Source organism: Leptolyngbya sp. CALU 1928 (assembly GCF_056784215.1).
The window spans coordinates 966,857-992,480 of the sequence record NZ_JBXBCE010000001.1; the positions used below are offsets into that span (position 1 = coordinate 966,857).

At 49.0% G+C, this 25,624-nt stretch carries 28 protein-coding genes; 19 read left to right on the top strand and 9 right to left on the bottom strand.

The window, feature by feature from the left end:
• Nucleotides 1-175 precede the first annotated feature (175 nt).
• Entirely contained in the window at nt 176-1,174 is a 999-nt protein-coding gene (locus AC1S5B_RS04405; protein WP_482034488.1) for a ChaN family lipoprotein, read from the top strand.
• A gap of 61 nt (nt 1,175-1,235) precedes the next feature.
• Complete coding sequence (gene pgsA, locus AC1S5B_RS04410; protein ID WP_482034489.1) at nt 1,236-1,769, top strand: CDP-diacylglycerol--glycerol-3-phosphate 3-phosphatidyltransferase; 534 nt, start codon at nt 1,236-1,238, stop codon at nt 1,767-1,769.
• A gap of 162 nt (nt 1,770-1,931) precedes the next feature.
• Here the strand turns inward: pgsA and AC1S5B_RS04415 are convergent, their stop codons facing one another.
• Complete coding sequence (locus AC1S5B_RS04415) at nt 1,932-4,157, bottom strand: tetratricopeptide repeat protein (protein ID WP_482034490.1); 2,226 nt, start codon at nt 4,155-4,157, stop codon at nt 1,932-1,934.
• Nucleotides 4,158-4,235: 78 nt separating this feature from the next.
• The gene (locus AC1S5B_RS04420; RefSeq protein WP_482034491.1) at nt 4,236-4,463 is read right to left on the bottom strand and encodes a DUF167 domain-containing protein; all 228 of its coding nucleotides are present in this window, start codon (nt 4,461-4,463) and stop codon (nt 4,236-4,238) included.
• 62 nt (nt 4,464-4,525) lie between these two features.
• Here AC1S5B_RS04420 and AC1S5B_RS04425 point away from each other — a divergent pair, with 62 nt between their 5' ends.
• Nucleotides 4,526-4,984, top strand: a complete 459-nt coding sequence (locus tag AC1S5B_RS04425; protein ID WP_482034492.1) for a VOC family protein — start codon at nt 4,526-4,528, stop codon at nt 4,982-4,984.
• A gap of 89 nt (nt 4,985-5,073) precedes the next feature.
• Complete coding sequence (locus tag AC1S5B_RS04430; protein ID WP_482034493.1) at nt 5,074-5,691, top strand: thioredoxin family protein; 618 nt, start codon at nt 5,074-5,076, stop codon at nt 5,689-5,691.
• On the opposite strand, the gene AC1S5B_RS04435 is transcribed toward AC1S5B_RS04430, so the two are convergent.
• A complete protein-coding gene (locus AC1S5B_RS04435; protein WP_482034494.1) occupies nt 5,688-6,893 on the bottom strand; it encodes an AI-2E family transporter in 1,206 nt (401 codons plus the stop codon). The two genes, AC1S5B_RS04430 and AC1S5B_RS04435, sit on opposite strands and share 4 nt — an antisense overlap.
• A gap of 291 nt (nt 6,894-7,184) precedes the next feature.
• Here AC1S5B_RS04435 and AC1S5B_RS04440 point away from each other — a divergent pair, with 291 nt between their 5' ends.
• On the top strand, nt 7,185-8,018 hold the full coding sequence (locus tag AC1S5B_RS04440; RefSeq protein WP_482034495.1) for a hypothetical protein: 834 nt from the start codon (nt 7,185-7,187) through the stop codon (nt 8,016-8,018).
• Nucleotides 8,019-8,077: 59 nt separating this feature from the next.
• On the opposite strand, the gene AC1S5B_RS04445 is transcribed toward AC1S5B_RS04440, so the two are convergent.
• Entirely contained in the window at nt 8,078-8,728 is a 651-nt protein-coding gene (locus tag AC1S5B_RS04445) for a glutathione S-transferase family protein (RefSeq protein WP_482034496.1), read from the bottom strand.
• A 77-nt stretch (nt 8,729-8,805) separates the two neighbouring features.
• On the opposite strand from AC1S5B_RS04445, the gene AC1S5B_RS04450 reads away from it, so the two are divergent.
• On the top strand, nt 8,806-8,976 hold the full coding sequence (locus AC1S5B_RS04450) for a hypothetical protein (protein WP_482034497.1): 171 nt from the start codon (nt 8,806-8,808) through the stop codon (nt 8,974-8,976).
• Between the two features lie 3 nt (nt 8,977-8,979).
• Here AC1S5B_RS04450 and murG read toward each other — a convergent pair whose 3' ends face one another.
• Nucleotides 8,980-10,074: an undecaprenyldiphospho-muramoylpentapeptide beta-N-acetylglucosaminyltransferase gene (gene murG, locus AC1S5B_RS04455; RefSeq protein ID WP_482034498.1), complete on the bottom strand. Its 1,095-nt coding sequence runs from the start codon at nt 10,072-10,074 to the stop codon at nt 8,980-8,982.
• Nucleotides 10,075-10,222: 148 nt separating this feature from the next.
• Here murG and AC1S5B_RS04460 point away from each other — a divergent pair, with 148 nt between their 5' ends.
• From AC1S5B_RS04460 to AC1S5B_RS04470, 3 genes are all read left to right on the top strand, one after another.
• Complete coding sequence (locus tag AC1S5B_RS04460) at nt 10,223-11,080, top strand: nuclear transport factor 2 family protein (RefSeq protein ID WP_482034499.1); 858 nt, start codon at nt 10,223-10,225, stop codon at nt 11,078-11,080.
• 94 nt (nt 11,081-11,174) lie between these two features.
• Nucleotides 11,175-11,954 carry a class II glutamine amidotransferase gene (locus AC1S5B_RS04465; RefSeq protein WP_482034500.1) on the top strand — a complete coding sequence of 260 codons (780 nt, stop codon included), beginning with the start codon at nt 11,175-11,177 and terminating at the stop codon, nt 11,952-11,954.
• Between the two features lie 59 nt (nt 11,955-12,013).
• Entirely contained in the window at nt 12,014-12,766 is a 753-nt protein-coding gene (locus AC1S5B_RS04470) for a HEAT repeat domain-containing protein (RefSeq protein WP_482034501.1), read from the top strand.
• A 69-nt stretch (nt 12,767-12,835) separates the two neighbouring features.
• Here the strand turns inward: AC1S5B_RS04470 and AC1S5B_RS04475 are convergent, their stop codons facing one another.
• The gene (locus AC1S5B_RS04475) at nt 12,836-14,230 is read right to left on the bottom strand and encodes a hypothetical protein (RefSeq protein ID WP_482034502.1); all 1,395 of its coding nucleotides are present in this window, start codon (nt 14,228-14,230) and stop codon (nt 12,836-12,838) included.
• 153 nt (nt 14,231-14,383) lie between these two features.
• Between AC1S5B_RS04475 and AC1S5B_RS04480 the strand changes: the two genes are divergently transcribed.
• Both AC1S5B_RS04480 and accC read left to right on the top strand, forming a co-directional pair.
• The gene (locus AC1S5B_RS04480) at nt 14,384-15,115 is read left to right on the top strand and encodes a DUF2459 domain-containing protein (protein ID WP_482034503.1); all 732 of its coding nucleotides are present in this window, start codon (nt 14,384-14,386) and stop codon (nt 15,113-15,115) included.
• 294 nt (nt 15,116-15,409) lie between these two features.
• Nucleotides 15,410-16,762, top strand: coding sequence for an acetyl-CoA carboxylase biotin carboxylase subunit (gene accC, locus AC1S5B_RS04485; RefSeq protein ID WP_482034504.1), 1,353 nt, complete (start codon nt 15,410-15,412; stop codon nt 16,760-16,762).
• On the opposite strand, the gene AC1S5B_RS04490 is transcribed toward accC, so the two are convergent.
• Entirely contained in the window at nt 16,763-17,056 is a 294-nt protein-coding gene (locus AC1S5B_RS04490) for a YggT family protein (RefSeq protein WP_482034505.1), read from the bottom strand. It abuts the gene before it with no gap.
• Between the two features lie 194 nt (nt 17,057-17,250).
• On the opposite strand from AC1S5B_RS04490, the gene psbX reads away from it, so the two are divergent.
• From psbX to AC1S5B_RS04510, 4 genes are all read left to right on the top strand, one after another.
• Complete coding sequence (psbX, locus tag AC1S5B_RS04495) at nt 17,251-17,370, top strand: photosystem II reaction center protein PsbX (RefSeq protein WP_458650824.1); 120 nt, start codon at nt 17,251-17,253, stop codon at nt 17,368-17,370.
• Nucleotides 17,371-17,652: 282 nt separating this feature from the next.
• Nucleotides 17,653-18,453 carry a Ycf66 family protein gene (locus AC1S5B_RS04500; protein WP_482034506.1) on the top strand — a complete coding sequence of 267 codons (801 nt, stop codon included), beginning with the start codon at nt 17,653-17,655 and terminating at the stop codon, nt 18,451-18,453.
• Between the two features lie 145 nt (nt 18,454-18,598).
• Nucleotides 18,599-19,072 (top strand): TolB family protein, encoded by a 474-nt coding sequence (locus AC1S5B_RS04505; RefSeq protein ID WP_482034507.1) that lies wholly within the window; start codon nt 18,599-18,601, stop codon nt 19,070-19,072.
• Between the two features lie 52 nt (nt 19,073-19,124).
• A complete protein-coding gene (locus AC1S5B_RS04510; protein ID WP_482034508.1) occupies nt 19,125-19,640 on the top strand; it encodes a TolB family protein in 516 nt (171 codons plus the stop codon).
• A 175-nt stretch (nt 19,641-19,815) separates the two neighbouring features.
• Here the strand turns inward: AC1S5B_RS04510 and AC1S5B_RS04515 are convergent, their stop codons facing one another.
• A complete protein-coding gene (locus tag AC1S5B_RS04515) occupies nt 19,816-20,886 on the bottom strand; it encodes a succinate dehydrogenase/fumarate reductase iron-sulfur subunit (RefSeq protein WP_482034509.1) in 1,071 nt (356 codons plus the stop codon).
• A gap of 586 nt (nt 20,887-21,472) precedes the next feature.
• On the opposite strand from AC1S5B_RS04515, the gene AC1S5B_RS04520 reads away from it, so the two are divergent.
• Both AC1S5B_RS04520 and AC1S5B_RS04525 read left to right on the top strand, forming a co-directional pair.
• Nucleotides 21,473-21,877 carry an AbrB family transcriptional regulator gene (locus AC1S5B_RS04520; RefSeq protein ID WP_482034510.1) on the top strand — a complete coding sequence of 135 codons (405 nt, stop codon included), beginning with the start codon at nt 21,473-21,475 and terminating at the stop codon, nt 21,875-21,877.
• A 128-nt stretch (nt 21,878-22,005) separates the two neighbouring features.
• Nucleotides 22,006-22,818, top strand: coding sequence for a CPBP family intramembrane glutamic endopeptidase (locus AC1S5B_RS04525; protein ID WP_482034511.1), 813 nt, complete (start codon nt 22,006-22,008; stop codon nt 22,816-22,818).
• A gap of 123 nt (nt 22,819-22,941) precedes the next feature.
• Here AC1S5B_RS04525 and AC1S5B_RS04530 read toward each other — a convergent pair whose 3' ends face one another.
• On the bottom strand, nt 22,942-23,685 hold the full coding sequence (locus tag AC1S5B_RS04530) for a DUF1868 domain-containing protein (RefSeq protein WP_482034512.1): 744 nt from the start codon (nt 23,683-23,685) through the stop codon (nt 22,942-22,944).
• Nucleotides 23,686-24,079: 394 nt separating this feature from the next.
• On the opposite strand from AC1S5B_RS04530, the gene holA reads away from it, so the two are divergent.
• Together holA and AC1S5B_RS04540 are read left to right on the top strand one after the other, a co-directional pair.
• Complete coding sequence (gene holA, locus AC1S5B_RS04535) at nt 24,080-25,066, top strand: DNA polymerase III subunit delta (RefSeq protein ID WP_482034513.1); 987 nt, start codon at nt 24,080-24,082, stop codon at nt 25,064-25,066.
• Nucleotides 25,067-25,196: 130 nt separating this feature from the next.
• Nucleotides 25,197-25,604, top strand: a complete 408-nt coding sequence (locus tag AC1S5B_RS04540) for a DUF4168 domain-containing protein (RefSeq protein WP_482034514.1) — start codon at nt 25,197-25,199, stop codon at nt 25,602-25,604.
• The last annotated feature ends 20 nt before the right edge of the window (nt 25,605-25,624 follow it).

The following is a 25,624-nucleotide window of genomic DNA, read 5'->3' on the forward strand; positions in this document are numbered from 1 at the left end:
TGAGACGTAAAAATTCAAATAATAAAAAACTGATAAAAACGCTCCGACGCTGCTTGAACCACAGTCCTGCCAATATCAATAACCTAGTTAGTTTCTATTTCATTTCTTTTTCATCTCAAGCATATCTGAGCAATTTGGCATTCGGATCGTTTGGCTGGGTCAAAGCGATGTAGATATGAATAAGATTAGCGGGAGAGACGTTTTGGCTAGAGCGATCGCATTCCAGCCTAATCACAGAATTGAACAAACTATGACCATCCAGCCAGTAACCACTGTATCGGCATTCATCGCTAGTCTTTTCTTGCTATGGATTCCGGGCGATCGCGCGGATGCATTCCACTTAGAAGCCAGTTTGAAACCTGTAATTTATCGTTCCAATCAACAGGTTGAATCGGCGGCGAACGTTTTGCAAGATTTGGCTAAAGCCGAAGTCGTGTATTTGGCAGAAACCCACGATCGCCCAGAGGATCATCAAGCACAGCTTTACATTCTTCAGGAGTTGCATCGATTACGCCCCAATTTGGCGATCGCGTTGGAGATGTTTCAACGTCCTTATCAATCAGCTATCGATCGCTACTTAGCCGGAGATTTATCCGAAGCAGACCTGCAAATCCAAACCCAATATCAAAAACGTTGGGGCTACCCCTGGGAGTTTTATGCGCCGATTTTGAGATTTGCCAAGGAGAAAAACCTGCCCGTGGTGGCACTCAACACGCCCACGGAAATCACTCGAAAAGTGTCCCGCACTGGGCTAGATAGCTTAACCCTGGCAGAGAAACAGTGGATTCCACCGAAATCTGCCATTCGATTAGAACCCGCAGCCTACCGCGATCGTATTCGCCAAATCTATGACGAGATTCATGCAGGCAGCGGCAACAGCGCCAGCTTTGAGAAATTTTTCTTGGCGCAAGTGTTGTGGGATGAAACCATGGCAGATCGGATTGCCTCCACCCTACAAAAACGCCCAGACACGCTGATAGTGGTATTGGTAGGACAGGGACATGTGCTATATGGAGACGGCATTCCTAATCGAGTCGCCCGCCGCGCTGGCACTGAGGGCTTTTTGCGTCGCCCTTTGCAACAGCGCTCAGTCTTATTAAATCCAGCCCAAGAGATGCAGAAAGAAAAAAACAGCGCGGTCGCGGATTACTTTTGGAATACATTGATCAAGTGATCAGGAAAAGGGATCGCATCATCTTGTTTCCCCTCGCCATTCGCCATTTGCCACTCGCTCAATGAACTTGCCAACCTGGATTACTGTCTCTCGCCTCTTCGCCGTGCCCCCCATTTTGTATGGACTGGCGCAACCGACGAACACTTCACGCTGGATTGTGTTGGGCATTTTTTTGTTGGGGGCTGGCACCGATTGGGTCGATGGTTACGTGGCGCGCAAACTGAATCAGGTGACAGAGCTTGGAAAATTTCTTGATCCATTAGTAGACAAGCTCTTGGTTTTAGCGCCCCTGCTAGCTTTGGTAGAACTAGGACAAGTGCCTGCTTGGGGAGTGTTTTTGATTTTGGCACGGGAGTTGACGATCGCCGGATGGCGGGTCACGCCTGCTTTACAAAGGAGTACAGAAATTTCGGGTGCCAATAGTTGGGGCAAGCTGAAAACCGTCAGCCAAATTGGCGCGATCGCCCTACTGATTGCACCGCTTCCTTCAGAGTGGCAGACTTGGGCGCAGATTGCCTTTTGGCTCTCGGTAGCCCTGACGCTAATCTCCGGGTTGATTTATTTGGTGCCTTCAAAAGCAGCCCCAGATCTCTAAATCCTGATAGCGATGGGCGATCGCCTGGTTATTTTTGTCTGACCAATCGCCAGTGCTCATTCAAGGCAGCGATCGCGTGACCGTATTGCCCACCATTCCCCTAGACCTGACCGCCTCAGATATCTTTAGCTGGCTCAAAATGACGGTCTAACGTCTCGTGCCTCACTCCTCAACCAACGCCTGAAATCGAGCATCCTGGCGAATGCCATCAAAATCAGCATCCATCTTTGCCATCTCTCTATATTCTGGATTCAATTTAATCGCTCTTTGCAAAGTTTCAATAGCTTCCTCCAGCTTGCCCCAACCTGCGTAACAGCACGCCTTGTGGTAGAAGCCTTCGGGGTCGTCCGATTTAATCACGATCTCCTGGTCAAAGGCGCTGATTGCTTCCTCATAGCGCCCTAAAATCCTCAGGGTAGTGCCTTTGATAGCGAAGACTTTGGGGTCGTCCGGTTGAAGCGCTATCGCATGGTCGTAGGTGCTGATTGCCTCCTTATAGCGCCCTAAAGCTAACAGCGCCAAGCCTTTGTCGTAGAAGGCTTTGGGGTTGTCTGGTTGAAGCGAGATCGCGTGGTCGTAGGTGCTGATTGCCTCCTTATAGCGCCCTAAAGCTAACAGCGCCAAGCCTTTGTTGTAGAAGGCTTGGGGGTAGTCCGGTTGAAGCGCGATCGCGTGGTCATAGGCGATAATTGCCTCTTCATAGCGCCCTAAATACGACAACGCAATGCCTTTGAAAGCGAAGGGATCAGGGTCATTCGGTTGAAGCGCGATCGCGTGGTCGTAGGCGATGATTGCCTCCTGATAGCGCCCTAAATCCCGCAGCGTAATGCCTTTGATGGTGAAGACTTCGGGGTCGTCCGGTTGAAGCGCAATCTCGTGGTCAAAGGCGCTGATTGCCTCCTCATAGCGCCCTAAAGCTAACAGCGCCAAGCCCTTAAAGGCGAAGACATAGTAGAAGTCCAATTTAATCGCGATCACGTGGTCGTAGGCGATGATTGCCTCCTCATAGCGCCCTAAGGCATACAGCGCATTGCCGCACCTCAAAAACTCTTGGGCAAGTTGCTGAGTGGTGTAAACCCTGCCAAGCTTGCCTAAAAGGATTAATACTGAATCAGCATAGTGGTGGACATCAACAGGCTTTTGCCGTGTCTCAATTTGCCCATCTCTAGGGGATAGAATCTGCTCTGCATGAATCAAATAGTGGAGAGCTTGCCGCGTTTGCCATGCTTGCCAGAACCAGCCCAGCCTTTTTTGAGAAATGAACAGTCGAGCGGTTGCCTCAACCAAAGCAGGATGGAGTGAAAGATTGAGGGTGCGTAACAGGGCAATGGCATCATAAACATGAACCGCTGTGGGATAGCGTTTGATGGCATCCTTGTAGCGTTTGCGCCAGGTGCGATCCAAGGTTTCAGGTAAGGTTTCAGCACTCAGCACAATTCCTCGATTTCGAGCCGTCCGCAGGTTTTCGATGATATTGCGAAAGGTGCCGTCATTGCGCTGCGCTATCTTGTCAAAATCTGCTGTTTTTGCCTGCACTTGGGCAACGGGCACCCGGTCGGTCAGCAATCGAGTGATGGTGTCATCTTCTGGGGGTGTCAACTCGTAGCGATAGAACCGCTGCCAAAATTTTGGGTAGCGCTCAAACTGGAGCTTGGCAAGTTCGCTAGTCTGCGTCGGATCATTTTCGGCAATGACGGTTTCATTTCGCGCGGTGGCAATCACGCGCACTTCTGCCCGACATTCCCGTTCAAAAAATTCCAGGGTACGTGACAGGCGTTCTTGCACCGGAACGCGCAAAGGCTGGCTGGTGTCTTCTGCTTCTTTATGAATTTCTCTAAAATTGCCTCGGCAAAACCAAGGGTTAAGATCATCCAGGAAAAACAGCAGCTTATCATTCGGGCTAATTTTATCGGTGGGAAATTGCCGCAGTTCATCTAGCCATTCTCCAGCCTGTTCCTTTAGCTTCAGCACAGTCCAGCCTGCGCTATTCAGCAACTCTGCCAGGTGAGCCGCCTCCCGTGTTTTGCCTAGCCCGGTGCGCCCCAAAATAATTACCCAGGGCTGCTCATCAAACGCCAACTCCAGTTCTCGACGAACGCTTTTACCGGGCTGGCGATCAAGATAAGGAATGTTGTAATCTGCCAGCGGATCAGTGTCATTTACGCCTTGAGCAGGCATCAGGTGTTTCACGACTGCTGGACTGTGAGGCAAAATCACTTCAAAGGGAAAATCCCCGGAAGGGATTTGGCGCTGGCGCTGCTGCTGTTGCCGGGTTTTATGCCATTTCCACAAACTTCCCAAAATCCCAGTTGCCCCAACAACGAGGGCGATCGCGACTAAAAAGTCCCATCTTTCTATAAAGAATTTTTGAATATCTGCCAATGACACTATGGTTTCAACCGAGGAAAGAGCGACGAGCCAGTATTTTCCAGATTCTAATCTTCATAAACTACAAAATGGGAAAAGTTATTCCTGATCGACTTCCACGAGCTTGCTTTTGGAGGATGCCCCGGTTTTAATCCGAATTGCCGACTTGGGCACCCCAAAGGTTTTTGCCAATAGCTGAATCAGTTCCGCGTTGGCTTTACCATCCACGGGCGGCGATTTCAGATGCACCGTGAAACTGCCGTCTTCTGCCTGCATCACGCGCTGCTGCTTGGCATTGGGCTTGACTTTGACGCTGATAATTTTCACGGCTGCATGACTCTCGCTGGATTTGCTATAACCCTATCAAACCTGTTACTGCGATCGCCCCTATGTTAGCTACTCCATCATCCACTTGTGTTTTAGCCCAGGGAACCCTGCAACGAGTCCATCACATTGCGCTGAATGTCCGCGATATGCTTGCATCTCGACAATTTTATGGGACGTTGCTGGGACTGCACGAGTTGACGGGGGCAGAAGTGCCTGCGACGTTGAAAGAGTTGGTAGACCAGGGAAAAGTGGCAAACTTCATCACCCCCGATGGCACGGTGTTGGATTTGTTTTGGGAACCGGAGTTGCTGCCGCCCAACCCCGATCCTGAGCAGCAGTTTACCCGTGCCAATCATTTGGCGTTTGAGATTGAGCCGTCGTTGTTTGACCAGGCTGTGAACGTGCTGCGGCAAAATCAAGTGGCGATCGCCCATGGCCCCGTTAGCCGCCCTACAGGTCAAGGGGTGTACTTCTACGACCCCGATGGCTTTTTGGTCGAGATTCGCTGCGATCCGGCTTAGGTGAAGGGAGGGAGGCTTAGAGGGGCGGAGGAGTGGAGGAGTGGAGGGAAGAGTACACTGGAAGACAGTTGTCTTTCTAGAGATTGAGCATGACTGGGAATTCTTCTAACTCTGTACCCGATGCCTCGCCATCTGCTGCCAGTCAAGCTTCTGAAGTGACTTCAGCAATTCGGCTGCGAAATTTTGTGATCGCGTTGGTGGCGATCGCCCTGAGCGTGTCTATTTTTCTAGGCTTCAAAACCGAAACGGCACCGGGAATGCTAAGCGCCATGGCAGAAGAGGCGATTCCTTTAGAGGTTGCGTTAAGTAACGGCAAGCCCACGCTAATGGAGTTTTATGCGAATTGGTGTACCAGTTGTCAAGCCATGGCAGCGGATCTGCAAGCCCTCAAGCAAGAATATGGCGATCGCCTCAACTTTGTCATGCTCAATGTAGACAATACCAAATGGTTGCCAGAGGTGTTGCAATATCGCGTCGATGGCATTCCTCATTTTGTGTTTTTGAATGACGCAGGTGCAAAGATTGCAGAGGCGATCGGCGAACAGCCGCGCTCGGTAATGACCGCAAATTTGATTGCCCTCACCGAAAATAATCCGCTACCCTACGCTCAAGCTTCAGGACAAACCTCCGCCTATTCTGTGCCCGTTTCTCCTGCTCAGGCAAGCAAAACTGATCCTCGCAGCCACAGTAGCCAAGGGGTCAATTAAACTTCACCCGGCACTTTCTCTTTCTTTGCGTCAATCAACTCATCGGATGAAATGCGCGATTCTATGGTCGTGGATCGGTGGGTTATCTCACTGCTGAGCAGTGGGTCGCCCTTACGAGTTGCGCGAATCGATGCCAACGCCTCTTTAATCAAAACTGCCATCGGCACTGCCACCACGACCCCCAAAAATCCGCCGACCCGCGCACCCGTCAAAATCGAGACAAACACCCAAAAGGGATTTAGCCCGGTGACGCTCCCTAAGACCCTGGGTGCGATCCCATTTTCCACAATTTGCTGCACGATCAACGCCACTGACAGCACCTGAAACGCCATCCCGATATCTCGCAATCCCACCAGCAAGGTGACCAAAGCAATGCCAGCGGAACCCCCAAAGGGCACCAGCGCCATTAACCCAATCGTTAAGCCAAACAGCAGCCCAAAGGGCACTTTTAGCACCAGGAAACTGGAAATTAAGCCCACCGCCATGCAAGTCGAGGAAATGATTTGCCCCAAAAAATAGTTTTGAAAACTGAGCCGCAGGGTTTTAGAAAACGGCTGCTGAATACGGGCTGGCAGCCACCCAATAATGTTTTCCCAAACTTCATCACCATGCTGCAACAGATAAAACGTAGAGATAACGGTTAGCAAGACATCGATCAGCTTGGCAACGGTAAATACTGCCAGATCGAGGGTCAAGTTCAATGCACTGCCAGCGATGCCTTGAAGTTGACTTTTGAGGCGATCGTTCAACTGCAAAATTACCCCATCCAGGCTAACGGGCAAGCCCATGGTGCCTAGCTGATCATCCAGCATGACGAGTTGGCGCTGTCCTGAGTCAAACCATTCCGGTAAACGAGTGACCAGTTGTTGAGCTTGGGCGATCGCCAACGGTAATAGCGTTACACCCAACACAACCAACACGACGAGCGCCCCTAAAAACACCACGATCGCCGCTTGAGTTCGCTGCACGCCCTTTTCTTGCAGCCAATAAACGGGATAGTTCAAAATAAACGCTACCAGGGATGCCACAATCAGCACCACCATCAACGATTGAAAGTAGCTAAAAATAGACGAAAATGCCCAGGCATTTAACACAGCAAGCGGTGCAGCAAGGGTGATCGCCAACATTCGCGACATCGGTGTCAGCGAATCCCACCAGTTTAGTAGGCGACTTTTTGACTTCGGTAAACCAGAACTAACCATTCATTGGCTCTCAGAATTATCGAGTAGTGCTAATGGTTATTATGCGGAACTGTGCCCCCCAATTGCATCTAACTGAATAGTGTTTTAAGAAAAAGGGCAAGAAGTGAGTGCGGAGTGTAGAGAAGAGTTTGTGGAGAACTCAATCAGGTAAAAGACGCTTCTAATCAGATACTTTACCTCACATTTGTGAAGCTGAGGTCAAGAGCGCGGGCAATAGGGAACCTTATCAGTATGGAAAAAGTGTAAAGACTAGACGATTCGATCCATAACTTACAAGGAGACTGAAATTTGATGCTCTATTCACCTGCGTATTTGAGTAAGCGACTGCTGGCTGTATCCAGTCTCATTCTGCTTACAGGGATGCCCATAGCTGCAAATGCACTCACCCTAACGTCTCTAACCAGTAAATCGGACGGCTCTACCAGCAAGATCACCAGCACTCAGCGATCGCTGTTGGCAAAAAAAGAGGACAAGGATGATAAGAAAGGGCAGAAGTATGATCGCGATGACGATAGGCGGGAAGTTCGGATTGACTTGAGCCGAGCTAAAAATCTTGCTCGTCAAGCGGCAGAATCAGCCAATGGTGGTATCCGAGTTTATCGTGCCGAGGACTCAATGCATGGACCTGCCAACCGATCCCCCTATGTGGAGAATAATGATTCCTGGACGTTTACCTTCCTCGGTGGTCGCCCTGGATTAACGACCAAGACAATTGAAAGTGTGGTGACGGTTTACAAGATTAACCCCAGAGTTGTGGTTGCTTATAACGGTGCCATTCGCCGTGTTCGGCAAACGCAGGTACAAAGCTTTACCACCAGTCAGCGCACAGTGCTGGTTGATTTGATGCGGGGAAACTGTAGTAGCTGCAACTATTTGGTGAGCAATTCGCTGCGGACTCAAATTGTCAATCAAGGGCGATCGCTGCCCCCTGGAATTCAAAAGCAACTGCTGCGCGGGAAGGGTTTACCTCCCGGCATTGCTAAAAAACTGGTGCCCCTGCCTAAGCAAGTCAACACCTACATTAATCTACCGACCTATTACGACCTAGTGGTCGTCGGCTCTAATGTCGTGCTGATTGATCAAGTAAACACGGTCGTCGTAGATTACATCTCTTACGTTCTCTAAGGCAATAAGACTCCCTAGAAATTTGCAACTCTGGGGAGTGTGAAAACTAATGGGGTGCATCAGCTTGCCATCAGCTTTGCGATCGCCGGACGTTCGCTACAGCGCTGTAACCACCCCATAACATTGGGAAACGGGATCAGATCGACTTCCATTGAGCTAATCCAGCCAACAAAGCCTTGTAGATGTGTGTCTGCGAGGCTGTAGTCGCCGAGCAAGAACGATTTTCCCTCCAGTCCGCCGTCAAGAATTTTGAGGCATAGGGCGAGGTCTGCCTTTGCCTTTTCCGCTGCGATCGTGCTGCGCTGATCGGGGGGCACCCAGTCCAGCGAGTTGGCTTGAACTGCTCCTTCACTATTAGACGGCAGCGATGCAGACAATCGTCCACCTGCTTCGGCAAGCGAGACGTTGCTCCAGGTGATCCACTTCATCGCTTCGCCGCGTTTTGGTCCCGATTCGGGGTAAAGCTGGGCATCCACGCCGAAGATCTCGCCGAGATACATCGTGATGGCGGACGACTCCCAGATCGGGATTCCTTCATGGACGATCGCGGGAACCCTTCCATTCGGGTTGATCTTGAGGAACTCCGGCTTTTTAGTGTCGCCTGCGCTGATGTCTAGCTTCACGCGATCGCAGGGTGTACCAAGCTCTGCAAGAACGGCTTCAGTGACGCTCGATGTGGACATGGGGACGTAATAAAACGTTAGGCTCATCAATTTTCCTCCTAATGTTTGATCGCTAATATACTTGCCTCATAAAGACATAACCCCCACTCTCTGGGAAACACGCTATGTCCTGTCCCTTAGGGGAGAATAAAGTTCGATTCATCCTCTCCGAGCAGGAGAGAGTTTGGGGTGAGAGCAGCAGGTTTGGCAAGCCGGATTTAGTATATAAGTACTATCGTCTGACTGTCAACTGCGGCTTGAAAGCAGATGTTGATCTATTCACCTGTGCCGCATAGCCACTAACTTACCTCTCGAATTAAAGCTGCCATCCGATCAGCGCTATCGGGAACGGCAAGGCTGGCGGTTTGAGTCGCCATTTGGTTCAAGGCTTGGACACTGCTAGGAGTGGTATCTAGCAGATTCAGCACTTCGGCGGTCAGAGCCTGAGCAGTCAGGGCTTTTTGCTGAAATAATTTGGCGGCTCCAGCATTGGCGAACACGGTGGCATTGTAGGTTTGATGAGCGTCTGCGGCAAAGGGATAGGGAATTAGCAGAGAAGGGGTGTGGGCGATCGCCAGTTCTGTTAAGGTGCCAGCCCCAGACCGACTAATCACCAGGTTTGCCCGATGAAACAGCCCTGCCATGTTGCTATAAAACGGCAACGGGAAATAGTGGGGATGCTGCAAGCTTTGGGCATTGGGGTCATTGTCGCCCGTTTGATGCACAATCCAAATCCCGACTTCTAGCCAAGTAGGGGCGCAGTCTCGAATCAAGTTATTGACCGCAACGGCTCCCTGACTGCCGCCCACAATGACCAACAGCGGGGCTTCTGGCGGAATGATTAAGTCGGTTAAGAGAGGCGGTGGATTTTGCAAAAACTGAGCGCGGACGGGTGTACCGACATAAACACAGTGCTGAGCGCGGGGTAAATGGGTCTTAGCTGCCTCAAATCCGATCGCCACCACACTGCACCAAGGGCTAAGAAATCGGGTAACTTTTCCAGGCAGCGCATTCGACTCATGCAGCACCACGGGAATCCCCAAAGAACGGGCAGCAATCACGGCGGGAGCAGCAATGTATCCCCCGGTAGTAAACACGCCATCAAAGCGACCTTGTTGCAGCAGTTGGCGCACTTGCCACAGAGATCGCGCAAATTTCACCAATACCTTGACTGTTGCCAATCCTTTTGTTTGAAATCCTTCCACATCGACTAAATGCAACGGATATTTAGCCGGAACCAACTGCTTTTCCAGGCGATCGGGCACCCCCAACCATTCAATCTCATAGTCGGAAAGCTTCTCGGCAACGGCGATCGCGGGAAACACATGTCCACCTGTGCCGCTTGCCGCAATCAGCAGGCGTTGGGTTGATGGTTGAGGTAAAGGATGGGGCACAGCGTTCTTTAATAAAGCATTTAGAGTACAGGATTTCCGGTAAATCCATTTATTACAATAGCCCTAAGGTTAACTTAAGATAATGTTTGACCCTAATCTGCTGACTCTCAGTAGGCTAGTCCCTAAGATTTGTCACATTTAAAATTTTATGTACCCTCGTTTTCGCGATCGCCCCGCTTCTACTGTTGCCTTATCTGGATCTGATGTCGTGTCCTCTCAAGTTAAAAAGCGTGGGCGGGGTTTGATGATTACGGTTGGCTTAGCTACCTCATTGTTGAGTACGGTGCTGCCCTTAACTGCCCAAGCACAAAATCCTCCTAGCAGTGCGCCCGCTCAATTGACCACGCTCTTAACTCAAATGGATGCGGCGACTAACGCTCGTAATCTCAATACAGTGCTTGATTTGCATGGATCAAACTTTTCTAGCACTGATGGATTAAATCGCCAAACCTTACAGCAGTCGCTCAGTTCGCTCTGGAAGCGGTATCCAAAGCTGAGCTATCAGACTGAGTTGAAATCTTGGAAAAACGAGGGCAATGGCATTGTGGCGGATACGATCACCCGGATCACTGGCACTTTTCAAGAAGGCGATCGCGACTATACGCTTGACTCCACACTAGAGTCACGTCAACGGATTGAGAACCAGAAGGTAGTTCGTCAAGAAATTACCAATGAACGCAGCCAAATTACCAGCGGCAGCAATCCGCCCACGATCAAGATCAACTTGCCAAGCCAGGTCAAGCGTGGTCAAGAGTTTAGCTTCGACGCGATCGTTCAAGAGCCTTTGGGCGATGATTTGCTGCTCGGAAGCGCATTAGAAGAAACCATCAAGCCCGAAGGCTACCTGAATGCCACTACTATTAATCTAGAACCGCTGAACTCAGGCGGCATTTTCAAAGTGGGTAAAGCGCCCACTAACTCAGAGCAACACTGGCTATCGGCTGTGGTGGTTCGCCATGATGGCATTACCATGGTGACCCAACGCCTGCGGATTGTAGGCAATTAGCAATGATTGGGCGATCGCGGCATCCAAAAGCTTCAACGACATTTTGCGATCGCACCCATCACTGGATTTTTCTGATGTATCAACTTGCTTGACTATGTGCCAACTGCTGGGGATGAACTGCAATGTACCGACCGACATCTGCTTTTCATTTGAAGGATTTGCAGCACGGGGCGGCAAAACGGATGAACACCGCGATGGCTGGGGCATTGCCTTTTTTGAAGGGTTGGGCTGTCGGATCTTTTTGGATGAAAAACCTTCGATCGCATCGCCTGTTGCCGAGTTAGTCCAACACTACCCAATCAAATCCAAGCATGTGATCGCCCACATTCGCAAAGCAACCCACGGCGGCATTGCCCTAGAAAACTGCCATCCCTTTCAGCGAGAACTATGGGGTCGCTATTGGGCATTTGCTCACAACGGCAATTTGGATGATTTGGTATATCAGCCGGGAACTTACTACCGTCCTGTGGGGCAAACTGACAGTGAGCAGGCATTTTGCATGATCCTGGAGTCTTTGCGGCAACACTTCCCTATGGAAAAACCGCCCCTCGATCAGCTTTATCCCGTATTGAACAGCATCACTCAAGTTCTTGCCACCGCCGGAATTTTCAACTATTTGCTGTCGGATGGAGAACACTTTTTTGCCCATTGCACCACCAAGCTTTGCTACATTGTCCGGCGATCGCCCTTTGCCGCTGCCCACTTAATTGATGAAGATGTCACCGTAGATTTTCAAGAACTCACCCGTCCTAGCGATCGCGTTGCCATTATCGCCACCACCCCGCTGACCGACAATGAAATTTGGACGACTATTCCGCCGGGCGAATTGCTAGTCTTTCAAGATGGCATCCCCGTGATTCAGCACCTAAGATAAGTGAACGCGATCGTTGAAGAGGTTTCTGTTAAAAGCCTTCACCCTGCTAAAGTTAGTCTATGTATGACGAAGACGATGAATTGACTCTCCTAGCAGAGGATGAGCTAGAAAGCCCACTGGATAAGCTAGAGCCGCTGGATGCATCAGCGCCAGAGCTTGATCCAGAAGAAATGTTGCGCTTATTGGAATCGGCAGAACCCAATCAACGAATGCTAGCAGCCCGCGCATTTTGTGATCTTCAAGATGAACGAGCAGTTCCCCATCTCATTCGACTGCTCCAAGATAGCTGTCCGTTGGTGCGGGTGAGTGCTGCCTATGGGTTAGGACGCAATCCGAGTCACGATGCAGTGGAGCCGCTGCTGGCACAGTGCAATAGTGATTGGAATGGCTATGTGCGAAAGGGTGCAGTGTGGGCGTTAGGCAACTGTCGCGATCGCCGCGCTTTGCCAACTCTAATTGATGCCTTAAAGACCGATATTTCGGCAGTGCGGCTGTGGGCAGCGAGTTCGCTGGCACAAATGGCATCTGTGGATTATGAATCGGTGATTTCTGCTATTCCACCCTTGATTGAGGCGATGCGCCTTGATCCCGTTGCTGCGGTGCGAAGTAACTGCGCTTGGTCGGTGGGGTTACTGTGCCGCGAGTTGCCATCGAATGTGGTGTACGCAACGGCGATCGATGCCTTGCTCGAGACCATTGTGGAAGATGAAGATCTAGGCGTAAGGGAAGATGCCAGAGCCTCTTTGCTACGAGTTGGCGATCCGCGTGGGTTGCAGCTAATTGAAGATTTGGAACAGGAAGGGGTTTTGTAAGAGTTTGATGTTCGGAGTTGAAACCTGAAACCCGAAACCTGAAACCCGAAACCTGAAACTTGAAACCAGCTACTCGGTTAAATCGTCGTGGGCTGCAATCATCTTTTTGATCGTTTTTTGGTGTTCGCGGGCGATCGCAGGCGGCGCAAAGCCAGAGCGGGTGTTGACTACCGATTTACCAATAATGTCCTGAGATTGACGGTTGATCGACTCTAGCAGTTCATCCAGGCTGGTGAAGTTTTCCTCAGCGATCGCGTTGAGGGTTCGCAGTGGGTTACTTTCTTGGGCGATCGCTCTCAACGCCTCAAACTCATAGTTTAAAAGCTGCGCCCTGAAGTTCGTCCACGGGGCAGAGAGATCAGCCGCGTCGCTTTCTGGCGTTTGCAATGGATCTTTAGGCTGAGGAAGCGCAGCCGCTTTCCCAGGAATGGGACTATCAAGCTGCGGCGTTATCTTAGATCGATTTTTATTTTTGGCGGAGAGGGATTTGGGGGACTCAGCGACTTTTTGGGTATCAGGCGTTTGAATCATATCGGTGGTCGTATGGTCTTGCAGCCTGTCCTGAGCCTGTTGTTGCTGTTGCTGCTGCTGCTGTTGTCTAAGTGAAGCGATGGTCTGATCAAGCGTCTCTTTCTCATGCAGGCGATCGCTGACTTGAGTGTCTAGCTGCTGCAATTCAGTTTGTAGAGCAGTCACTTGAGTTTGTAGCTGCTTCAACGCTTTTTGCAGCGGATTCGCACCAGCCTCTAGCTCTTGTTTTTTCGTTTCCACATAGGAAATATAGTGATCTAGTTCAGTTCGGCACTGTTCTAAGTCGGTGATATCTGCCTGTAGTCGTTGAGTGTCGGCAACTAGGGTTTGTTTTTGCTGCGACAGGTGATTAATTTCTTGCACCAACTGATCACGAAATTGGCGATTCTCCGCTGTTTGGGCGTTTAGCTGGTTCAGTTCGGTCTGTAAATTATTCAAACTGGCAGTAATTTTTTGCTTGGTTGCAGTTGCTTCGGCTAAAAACTGCTGCAACTCGGTTTCTGCGGCTTTTATAGAACTGGAAACTGCCATTTCTTCCGGCGGATACAAGGGCGATTCAACCGCATTGGTTGGCATCAAATTCCAGCTAACCTCTCTGGCAAATGGCATTTCGGTTTGACGCGCTTCTAAGTTACCCTGCATGACGGCAAGCGATCGCGCCACCCGATCTTGTTCCGCTTCTAGTTCCAACAGAACTTGCTGTTCGGCGGCTCGATGGTGCTGTAATCCGCGGATTTGCTGTTTAAGCGCGGCAATGCGGCTGTCGATCGCATGATTACGATACCAATTGACGGTGGCGGCAGTTCCCCAGGAGATCGCTAGCCCCGTTGAACCTGCCACAATCGCACTGCTCCAATCGCGGCTCATCAGCAGGTTGATGCTAAAGCTTGCCGCAAAAGCGATCGATCCCAGCACTAACCAAGGATTCCACATAGGCGAAAGATCTGCCGTTATTTGCTCGGCAGCAAGAATAGTTTTATGGTAAGCCTCTTTTCGTAAAAGGCGATCGGATTAAGGGCAAATAGTGGGTCATCCTTTGCCGTTCCCACAACGATGCTAGGGTAGCGATAGCATCTGAGTATCGACATGAACTGTAAAGATATTTTACGCAAAGGACTCGTTTATTTGGGAGCGGGTGCTTTGGCGGGCAGCTTCGCCTTGGCGATCGCAGTCCTAACCCCGCGCAAATGGAGTTTTAACCAGCGGGAACCTTGCGAATTCACCGTTTACCTCTCTAGCGATGGATTTCACACCAACTTGTTTGTTCCCACTCAAACAGCGATATATGACTGGACAGGGCGCAATTCGGGCTTAGCGGGTGAATTCTCGATGGGCGATCGCTATGTACAATTCGGCTGGGGCGATCGCCGTTTTTATATGGAAACGCCCAATTGGGATCAAGTTAACCCGTTAGAAGCGTTGCGCGCCCTGTTTTTTTGGCAAAACTCCACGGCACTGTTTGTTAAAGGTCATGCCACCATTCCCCATCCGCCTAACGAAGAGTTGAAATGTGTACGCTTGAGCAGAACAGATTATTTAGCGATGATGTCCTTCATCGATCGCTCTTTTCAAAGCGATCGACACGGGCAAAAACAACGCCTGGGCAGTGGTCAAGATCAGCAAAGCAGTTTCTACGCTGCCACTGGCTATTACTCCATGCTCAACACCTGCAACTCTTGGACAGCAAACGCGCTTCGGACTGCTAACGTTAACACGCCGCTTTGGGGCGGACTTGCTCAACCCATCCTGATGCATCTTCAGAATGGATGTAGCTGCGATGGTCAGAAGCGATCGAGAGATGAAAAGATGAAGGAGTGAGAATCGTTCAACGTCAACTCTGAATGCTATTCCCTTTTCGACAAACGGCGTTGCTGAATCAGTCTATGAATTCTTAAATTGCCCACTCTCCGAGAAGCAAGCCATACCCTAGCCCTCTCTCAACGGGCGAGGTGACAAGAATTCTAGCTTCCTTCTGCCCAAGGAGAAGGGTTGGAAAGAAGGGCAAATCATATTTACATTCAGCAATGCCCGACAAACTTGATTGCCTACATCCTTTCAGCCTGTCTCCAGAACCGTCTATTCTACTGATTACGGAATCAACGACTATAAAAGATGCAATTTTCAAAAATTTTAATCGCGAATCGAGGTGAGATCGCTCTGCGAATTCTCCGCACCTGTGAGGAACTAGGGATTGCCACGGTTGCGGTTCATTCTACGATCGATCGCCATTCGCTGCATGTCCAATTGGCAGATGAGGCGGTTTGCATTGGCGAACCTGCCAGCATTAAAAGCTACTTGAATATTCCCAACATCATCGCCGCCGCGCTCACCCGCAACGCCACGGCAATTCATCCCGGTTATGGTTTTCTGGCAGAAAACGCCCGCTTTGCCGAAATCTGCGCCGATCATCAAATCGCCTTTATTGGTCCGTCTCCTGAGTCGATACGATCAATGGGCGATAAATCAACCGCCAAGAAAACAATGCAAGCGGTGGGAGTGCCCACGGTTCCGGGCAGCGAAGGGCTGGTGCTAGATGAAGCGGAAGCACGAGCGATCGCCCGCACAATGGGATACCCCGTGTTGATCAAAGCGACCGCCGGGGGCGGTGGACGCGGAATGCGGCTCGTGAAGGAAGATAGTGAACTGAGTGCCTTATTTGCGGCGGCTCAAGGGGAAGCAGAAGCCGCCTTTGGCAACTCTGGGGTTTATGTCGAAAAATTTGTCCAAAAGCCCCGCCATATTGAGTTTCAAATTTTGGCAGACACCTATGGCAACGTGATCCATCTGGGCGAACGGGAATGCTCCATTCAGCGCCGACACCAAAAGCTATTGGAAGAAGCGCCTAGCACGGCTCTAACCCCAGAACTGCGGCAAAAGATGGGCGATGCGGCTATTTTAGCGGCTAAGTCGATTAATTATGTGGGTGCGGGAACGGTGGAGTTTTTGCTCGATCAATCGGGTAACTTCTACTTTATGGAAATGAATACTCGCATTCAGGTAGAGCATCCGGTAACTGAGATGATCACTGGGTTAGATTTAATTGCGGAACAAATTCGCATTGCCCAAGGGGAACGCCTCAGTTTGACTCAAGATCAAGTCAGATTACACGGACACGCGATCGAATGTCGGATTAATGCGGAAGATCCCGATCAAAATTTTCGCCCTCATCCCGGACGAATCAGTGGCTACCTACCGCCGAGCGGTCCTGGCGTGCGAATGGATTCCCACGTTTACACCGATTATGAAATTCCGCCCTATTACGATTCACTGATTGGCAAAATCATTGTCTGGGGCAGCGATCGCCCGGCTGCTATTCGCCGGATGCGTCGTGCCCTACGAGAATGCGCCATCACTGGGCTGCCCACTACGATTAACTTCCATCAGCGCATTCTTGAAACCCCCGAATTTCAACAGGGTGATGTCTATACCAATTTTGTGGAGCAGGTGATGATGAGTAAACAATGACTAGCCAATCTGATTCATCATCGTCAATAGCCCTTGTTGTCCTAACAAGATTTCTCGAATTAGGCTAAAAATTCCCACCCAAAGGATGGGCGTAATATCTACGCCACCAATGGGAGAGACGATTTTGCGAGATGGTGCCAGTAGCGGTTCCGTTAGCGCATTAACCGCATTGAGTGGAAATCGATTTAAGTTTACTTGAGGATACCAAGTCAACACGATCCGAAAGATGAATAAGAATATCATCAGTGCCAGAATGGGACCCAAAATTAAGGAAGTCAGAGCAGCAGCCGTCATGAGATCAAATAGTTATGGATGGGAGTGAGATTATCTGATCTTAACGGGATTCCCGAGTATTCTGGTGTTTGAGGGTGAAAAAACGGCGGCTTGCGATCGCTCTAGCAATAAACAATTGATAAACCGCTTCTCAAGCGTGTAGCAGACCATTAAAATAAGCAATAAAGCGTTGTAATAATAAATCGAGGCATCCCATGACTTCTTCACTAACAAATTTTCTGTTGAGCTTACTGGCTGGCGCAGTGGTTATTCTGATTCCTGCAACTGTGGCACTGCTGTTTATTAGCCAAAAAGATAAGGTTCAGCGCTTCTAAATGGCGATTTTAATAGATGCGATCGCTCATTTAACTCCCGATTAAGCCTTGACTGATTACCGGAAAACTGTTTGATTCAGAGCCTTTGGCAATCATTTGAGGCTTATTCTCCCAGATTTTTTAATCCATTGAAGCCTTGATTCAAGCTGTATGTCTGTCAAGCATTTTTAAACTGAAGTGCTAAATTGAACTATTGAACTGAGAGTATGACAGACCGCCCCAGTTTATTGAAAATTTTGGGCGTAGATAGCTAACATAGGATGTACTTAGGAGAGGTTTTCGATGGTAAACGTAGGGCTGAATTGGAGCAGTGTTTTGGGGGTGACGCTGGCTGCATCAGGCTTAGCTCTGTACTTTCTGCGCTCCATGCGTCCCAAACTGGCTCGTGACCACGATATCTTTTTTGCGGCGGTTGCTCTACTTTGTGGCGGCATTCTCTTCTTTCAAGGGTGGCGACAAGATCCTATTCTGCAATTTGGACAGTTCTTGCTCACTGGGTCTGCTGTCTTTTTTGCCGTCGAAAGTGTACGACTCCGGGGTGTAGCCACAGAGCAAGCCCGCCGAACTGCACCCATTGTGGATGAAGAACGTTCGGTTAGTCGAACCTATCGGGCAGAATTGGACGATTTGGATACCTTAGATGATCGCTCAAGCACTCGCCGCATTCGGGGCACACGCGATGCCCAACCTAGCCGCGATGAGTATGAGGAAGGCGCTCGCCGTCGTCCCAATAGTCGTCCTAGTTCAGACCGGTCTAGCCCTGCAAACAGCGATCGCTCCCGCCGTCGTCCTTCGCGCCCTCCTAGTGAGCCTGTTGATGCGCCTGACTCATTTTATGGCAATGCTTACGGCGACAATTATGGCGATGAACCCATACCCGACTCCAGACGGCGCACTCGTAATAATAGCCCTTCCCGCTCTACTAATCCCTCCACGGATGTAGCTAAACCTAAACGTTCTCGTTCACCTGGGCAAGAATCACCTCGCCGTCCTCGCAACGAAGAATCGGTTTCTTCTGCTGAATATGTGGATTATCGCCCGATTGAAAATGATAATGAATCAGATAACTGGAGCGATGAGTAGACTAGGAAATCTAGTTTCACTCTAAGCTTGCTATTTGAGACATTTTGCCATGGTTAGCCGGTGTGCAGCGATTGCCCGTGAACATCAATCAAACCAGAGGAAACAACATCAGTGGCTGACATGTTTCCTGTGGGGTTCCTTGAGCATGATGACTGCCTGTTCCGTTGAAACAGCGGCAACTAGCCCTGGCGAACTGAACAGCCAATTTAATGATGAGCAGCCCGCCTTAAGCGGAGATGGTCGTTTTTTAGCGCTTGTTTCTAATCGAGAGGGTACACGCTCTATTCTGTTATATGACCTCCGAAATAAGCAGTATTTGAATTTACCTCGCCTTAACCGACGCGACGCGATCGCGGAATCTCCCAGCCTCAGCGCAACCGGTCGCTACATTACTTACATTGCCAGTGATAGCGCCAGACCCGAAATTGAGTTGTATGATCGAGCTACTCAACAAGTTCAAATTTTAACAATGGGCTATCGGGGGTGGTTTCGCAATCCAAAGATCACCCCCGATGGTCGCTATATTGCATTTGAAACAGGCACTCGTGGGCAATGGGATATTGAAGTGCTAGATCGCGGTGCTGGTGTTGAACTTGATATTCCCGACTATCGCCGATAACCTGTGCCCATCTTGCTTCTTACTTCTTGCCTCTCACCTCTTGCCTTTCTTCGTGAAACGTTTTGTCTGGTCAATCGGAATTTTGGCACTGTCGCTCAGCGGTTGTGCAACTGCTCGATCGCTCAATTTTCCGTTTGATCCAGGCGGGCGCAGTTTGAATAGCCCCTTTGCAGAAATACAACCTGCGATCGCCGGACGCTATATTGTGTTTGCCTCTGATCGCCGGGGTAGTCAAGATATTTATCTGTATGACACTCTGGGACGAAACCTAGTAGAAATTCCGGGACTCAATACTCTGGATGTGATTGAATCTAGTCCAGCCATTTCTGAAAATGGTCGCTACATTGCTTATATAGGGTCGCGGGGTGGAACTACGGACGTTTATTTGTACGATCGCGACACTCGCCAAACGCGAAACTTGACCGAAAACTTAAAAGCAGAAGTTCGTAACCCCAGCATCAGCGCCGATGGCAACGCAATCGCGTTTCAATCGAGCGTCAACGGACAGTGGGATATCGTGATTTACAATCGCTTTGGGCAAGCGATCGCTCAGCCGACCTCACCGTAATCCTAGCCACGTTAAAAAATCTTGTTTCGTCACAAATTCCACCAGCAGCAACGCCATAAACCCCAGCATGGCAAATCCGCCCATGATTTGCTCTGCCTAAGCCGTTCAACCAAAGGCAGGCTCCGGCTGATTCAAGGGTTCAAGTATTTTGGCATCGATGTTCACATCGCTCATGTTAGCCTCCTGTGGGTTCGGGGGTATCAGCTAGCGTCGTCACTTGTTGAGATTTGTCCAAACTTTTGACGGACTCAATCAGCGATCGCACATTTGCCGCTCCTGCCGAGGGTTCAAATCCTAAGGGGAATTTGCGCTTTGCGATCATTCTCAACCCCAAAGGCGCTAAGCTGATTAATCCCTGCAAATCTCGAAACGAATTGCCCACGACTTTCAAACCAAACTCCTGTTCATTAATCCATCCCCCCTTTTTCACCAGATCAATCAACACTTTGCGATGCCGAATTGAGCGACTAGATTGGGCATTGAATTGGGGGTCAGTTCGCTCCAAAATCTCTGATTTGATTTTGCTAATTTGCTCCATCGGCGCAACTTCCATCGGGCAAACAGCATTGCAATGATAACAGCGGGTACAGCCCCATACGCCGTCCGTGCTGTGATTATATTTCTCCAGCCGTGCTTCTGTCGTTTGGTCACGGGAATCTGCCACCATGCGATAGGCTTTTGCCAGCGCATGAGGTCCAACAAAACCGGGATTAACTTCACGGGCGTTGCATTCCGAATAGCAAGCTCCACACAGGATGCAGTTGCCGGTCTGGTTGAGCCGCGATCGCTCCTCTGGGGTTTGCAAAAACTCCCGTTCGGGCACCTGCCGCGCAGCCGTGCTGACATAGGGATCAACCGCCTTTAGGTTATCCCAAAACCCTTTCATATCCACCACTAAGTCTTTGATCACTGGCATATTTCCCAATGGTGCCAAGGTGATTGTTGAAATTGAAGCTGCGCTAGTGTTGGCTTGTTCTCCAAAAGGAATCGCTTGCTCTAGCCGTGCTAACTCACTGCCCACATTTTCCTTGCAGGCGAGTGCCGATCGCCCATTAATCCGCATAGTACAGCTACCACAAATTGTGTTTCGGCAATTTTTCCGAAAAGCTAGTGTGCCGTCTTGCTCCCATTTAATCCGGTTAATGCATTCCAAGATTGTATGGCTCGGCTCGGCTTCTAGGTGATAATCCTGAATTCGGGGAGCAGCACCTGGTTGTTGCCGGATTACTTTAAAGATGACGTGCATTTTCAGTTAAAAAGAATTTTTTGATGGGTTAGGAAAAACCTTAATACCTTCTAGCGTAACGATAAATGCACCTTCTTTCATAAACCTTAAGCCGAGTTTCTGCCTTGGTTCAAGCTGGTAGAACGGAAATGTTCAACAGGTTTGGGTGAAATAACTGCTTGTGTTCTTATAGAAACGTGATTTGTCATGCGCGATCGCAAGGGTCAGATCTGAGTTTTTAGAGATATTGAGCATCGACTTTCCAATAGAAAATTTCTTTGGAAGCTAGCGATCAGAAAAATTATGGAGAATGACTTCAATCTACATTGACTTTAATATCTAAGGCAGTTCAACGGTCTTTTTGACATCTCAAAAATTTATCGGACGGGCAGAAAAGCATTAACTTACTTAGTTAATTTTCCTGATAGTTCGCTTTAAGTCTGGCGATTTTTGATAAGATGCAAAAGTAATTGAAAAATATTATTATCAAAAATATTATGCAATTCCTGTCCATATGGATAGGTCTAAGGATATATTTTTTATAGTGTTGAATGTAGACTTAATGGGTCTATCCTCGCCTTAAAGATTTCAGGATATTTGGGAACAAATGGCAGATACACAAACCGCTCCACTAACTGGAAAAGCTTTACTTCAAAAGGTAAAAGAACTCTCTCATCTGCCGCGCCGAGAAACAGCAAAGCGATGTGGATACTATACCGTTACCAAAAATGACCAAACGCGGGTCAAGTTAACAGATTTTTATCATGCGTTGATTGCCGCACAAGGTCTATCGCTCGATCCAGCGGGAACAAAAGATGGGCGCGGACGCGAGCCAACCTATCGAGTCAGCGTACATAAAAATGGTCAAATTGTGATTGGGGCTGCTTACACTCAATCCATGGGATTAAAAACTGGGGATGAGTTTAAGATCAAGCTTGGGTATAAGCATATTCACCTTGTTCAGCTAGATTCTAATGACCTTAGCAGCACTGATGCTGATGAAGAAAGTTAGCATTGTTAAGTAATGTCTGGATTTTCTATCCAGACATTAGTGATTTTTCCATCTTCTCATTCAAAGTTTCAAGTGATTTTTATAAACAGGATATTGCTGCTTTAAAATTAGGTTTGTGATATTTTCTTGTGAGCATAGACCAAGTTTTTCTAAACTCTAAGCTAACGATCGCTGCTTTTTTTGGACTGTGGGTGATGCTCTGGTTGCCGATCGCGATCCCTTTAGCAATCGCTTTAAAGTGGCACCCATCCCAACTGCCTACAATGAAGCAAAAATTGCCATTAGTTGCCTCACTGTATGCGATCGCGCCTCTCCTTTTATGGGGATTTTCCCATTTTCAGCAGCAGCCATTCTCTGTTTATGGATTCGCTTGGAACTTTCACCTTTTAAGCTCCGTTTTAGGTGGGTTCGGCATCGCAGTTTTGGGGTTGGTTATCCTTTATGGACTCCTGAAAGCCTTAGGGTGGCTAGAGTGGAATTCTGAGCAAGTGCCTGCTTTACTGGCAGCATTGTTGCCAACCTTAGGCATTGCCTTATGGATCAGCACCACAGAAGAACTCGTTTTTCGCGGTTTTTTGCTAAACCAACTTCAGGGCGATTATTCATTAGCGATCGCAGCGATCATTTCTAGCCTCATTTTTGCCCTATTGCATCTCGTGTGGGATGGCAAGGAGGCATTGCCACAGATCGTAGGATTGTGGCTGCTGGGTACGGTTTTGGTACTGGCACGTTGGCTAGATGACGGCAGTTTAGGGCTGGCGATCGGACTTCATGCAGGCTGGGTTTGGGGAATTGCCAGCTTGGATACTGCCCAAATTCTGGAGTATCCCAATCGAAATTTAGGCTGGGTGACAGGAAACGGCAAGCCATTAGCAGGACTATTTGGGATCTTGCTGTTGTTTATGACTGGAGGAACTATGTGGGCGATCGCTGCTCAGTAGCCGGTGATTACAGTCACCCCAAAAAGTCAGCTTAAAGCAGGGGGAATCGTCCCACAGCCGAGATGAACGTACGATCAGCGGTTCACTACTTTTAGACCAGCACTGATAGTCCAGCACTGATCTTTAAAATTTAAAAGTTGCCCAATCCGCTTCCCGATAGTAGTGACTCATATCATCAAACTTACATAACTCTGCTTGATGCACTTTAAATACTTGAGGAGTTTCCGCAACCCACGGCTGATTTAAGTGAACCAAGCGATCGCCCAGTTGAATACGCTTTTCTAAAGAGGGCACAGACCCAAAATACCCCAACGTAATATGGGGCGTGAAATAGTACTGCTGCTCAATTCCTAACCCCATCAAAGGGTGATTTTGGTAAATTGCTCTACGAAATTTCAAAATGCGCTCATAGGAGACTTCATCGATCGGAGCGAGGCAAACACCGATTGAGCGGGGCATTAGCATCAAGCCTAACACTTGAAATGGAATAGGCTTGCCTTCACTAATGGGCTGACACGCTTGAAAAATATGAGCAATTTGAGCTTGCAATTGAAGTTCAAATGCTGGATCTTGCTTCGCATGACGATAAGCACTATCCCACAGCAAATCTGCGAGGGTCAAATGAAAGCTAGTAGGCGGAACAGGTGCAAAAACAGCGGCTCCAAACTCGTCAACCAAATCGGCTTGAGACTTTTCTAACAAGTCATACAGCGCTTGATTCTCTGGAGATTCATTCTCTTTTGAGGGCGTAATGATACTGTAGCCAGGGAAACTGGTCGGCGCAAACCCTTGATCAGGATGCGGCTCAAACTTAGGAGATTCCTGGATATTCTGCAACTGAGTACGATATGCGTCTGGCAGAGTCATACGCATCGCCCGATTCAGGTAGGTCTGAAAATTTTCGTCCAATTCCTAAATACCTCATTAAGGTAACTTAATTGATTTTACGGTTATGCGAAGGATAATTGCTTAGTCATCCCCATTGGTTGTCCACATTATCGCTGTTCACATCATCGCTGAAATATAGCATCCTGAATCAATAATTGAAGAGCTTAGGGTGTCATAAGATAGGGTTTATCAACTTATAAAACCTTTGCATCGCTAAGATAGAGTCTCTGCAAATCAGTGCTTTTGCGTCAGAGCGCTAGAGATGTCCAGCAAAGTAGGTAGCTCTAAAAATAATAGAGCTTAGTTTGCCAGGGTTATCTCCACAATATCAACTATCCGATGAATAGAGTTATCCGACGAATAGAGCGTGTCAATGCCAATTTACTTGTATTGGGGAGCCGATGAGTTTTCGATCGCCCAAGCCGCCAAAGCCCTTCGGGAAAAAGTGCTTGATCCAGCATGGGAAAGCTTTAACTACAACAAAATCTCGCCAGAGCTATCCGATGCTATTACCCAAGGGCTAAATCAAGCGATGACTCCGCCGTTTGGGGCAGGCAATCGGTTAACTTGGCTGGTAGATACTACGATGTGCCAGCGATGCTCAGATGAGCTTTTGGGGGAGTTAGAACGCACTTTCGCTTCACTACCTGGCACCAGCGTGCTTTTGCTAACTAGCCCAACCAAACCTGACAGTCGCTTGAAGGTGACGAAACTGCTGCAAAAGCACGCTGAAATTCGAGAGTTTTCGCCCATTCCTCCCTGGAAAGGGGATCTGCTGCTGAAGCAGGTGAAGCAGGTGGCGCAGGAAATGAACGTCAAGTTAACCACTGACGGGATGGAACTATTGGCGGAATCTGTGGGCAACGATACGCGCCAACTGTATAGTGCGTTGGAAAAACTACGGCTCTATGCGGGAGAGGCTGGGCGATCGCTGACTGAATTGGATGTTGCCACCCTCGTCGCTGCAACTCAGCAAAACACTTTGAAGCTGGCGGCTGCCATTCGCCAAGGGCAAGTAGCTGAAGCCTTGGAAATGGTGGCAGAACTGTTGCGCCAGAATGAACCAGCCCTGCGGATTGTAAGTTCTCTGATTGGAGAATTTCGGCGCTGGCTATGGATTAAACTGTTGGTGGAATCGGGCGAACGGGATGATGTGGCGATCGCCAAAGCGGCTGAAATTGCAAATCCCAAACGACTTTATTTCTTAAAGCAAGAAGTGCAGTCTCTTTCTTCCCCAGCATTGCTGCAAACCTTACCTTTGTTGCTAGAGCTAGAGTTTAGCCTGAAGGATGGAGCGGATGACTTAGCGGCAATGCAAACAAAAATCGTTGAGCTATGTCAACTGTGTGGGGCGAGATGAGAGTGTTGGAGGAGAGATTTAAGCCAAGGAAGTCAGAAATCATTTTCTTCGAGGAACTTATCGCCCTTAAAATAATTCAAACCATTTGAAGACCTTTGATGTGCTAGTTTTTGGCATTGAACACGCAGCTATGAAAATGAATTCCTCTATCGACTTCCAACCACGCTTTAGACATTCTTCTACGCTGAAAGCGATGGTGTTTGGCGTTGTATCAACCGTCGGGCTGCTTTTTATGGGTGTTGCCCAAGCTCAGTCTCCAGCAGACATCGCACAATACACCGAGGTAGCTCGGAAAATTGAGCTACAGCGAATGCAGGACTTTGCTGAGGTCAAGCAGTTGATGGGCGGCAAGGTTCCTGAAAATGTTTGTCAGCAGGGTAATATCCCTAAGAAAGTGCAGGATATTTGCGATCGCTTTGATAGCAACTCCCGGACAATCCTCCAGAAAAGTAAGATGCCTGTTTCTAAATTTAATGAGGTAGTTCGCTTTTGCCAGAAAAATCCAAAACCCAAAGAATGCCCTGCGCGCCCTCGCTAAACCGACTGTTAAGCCAACGT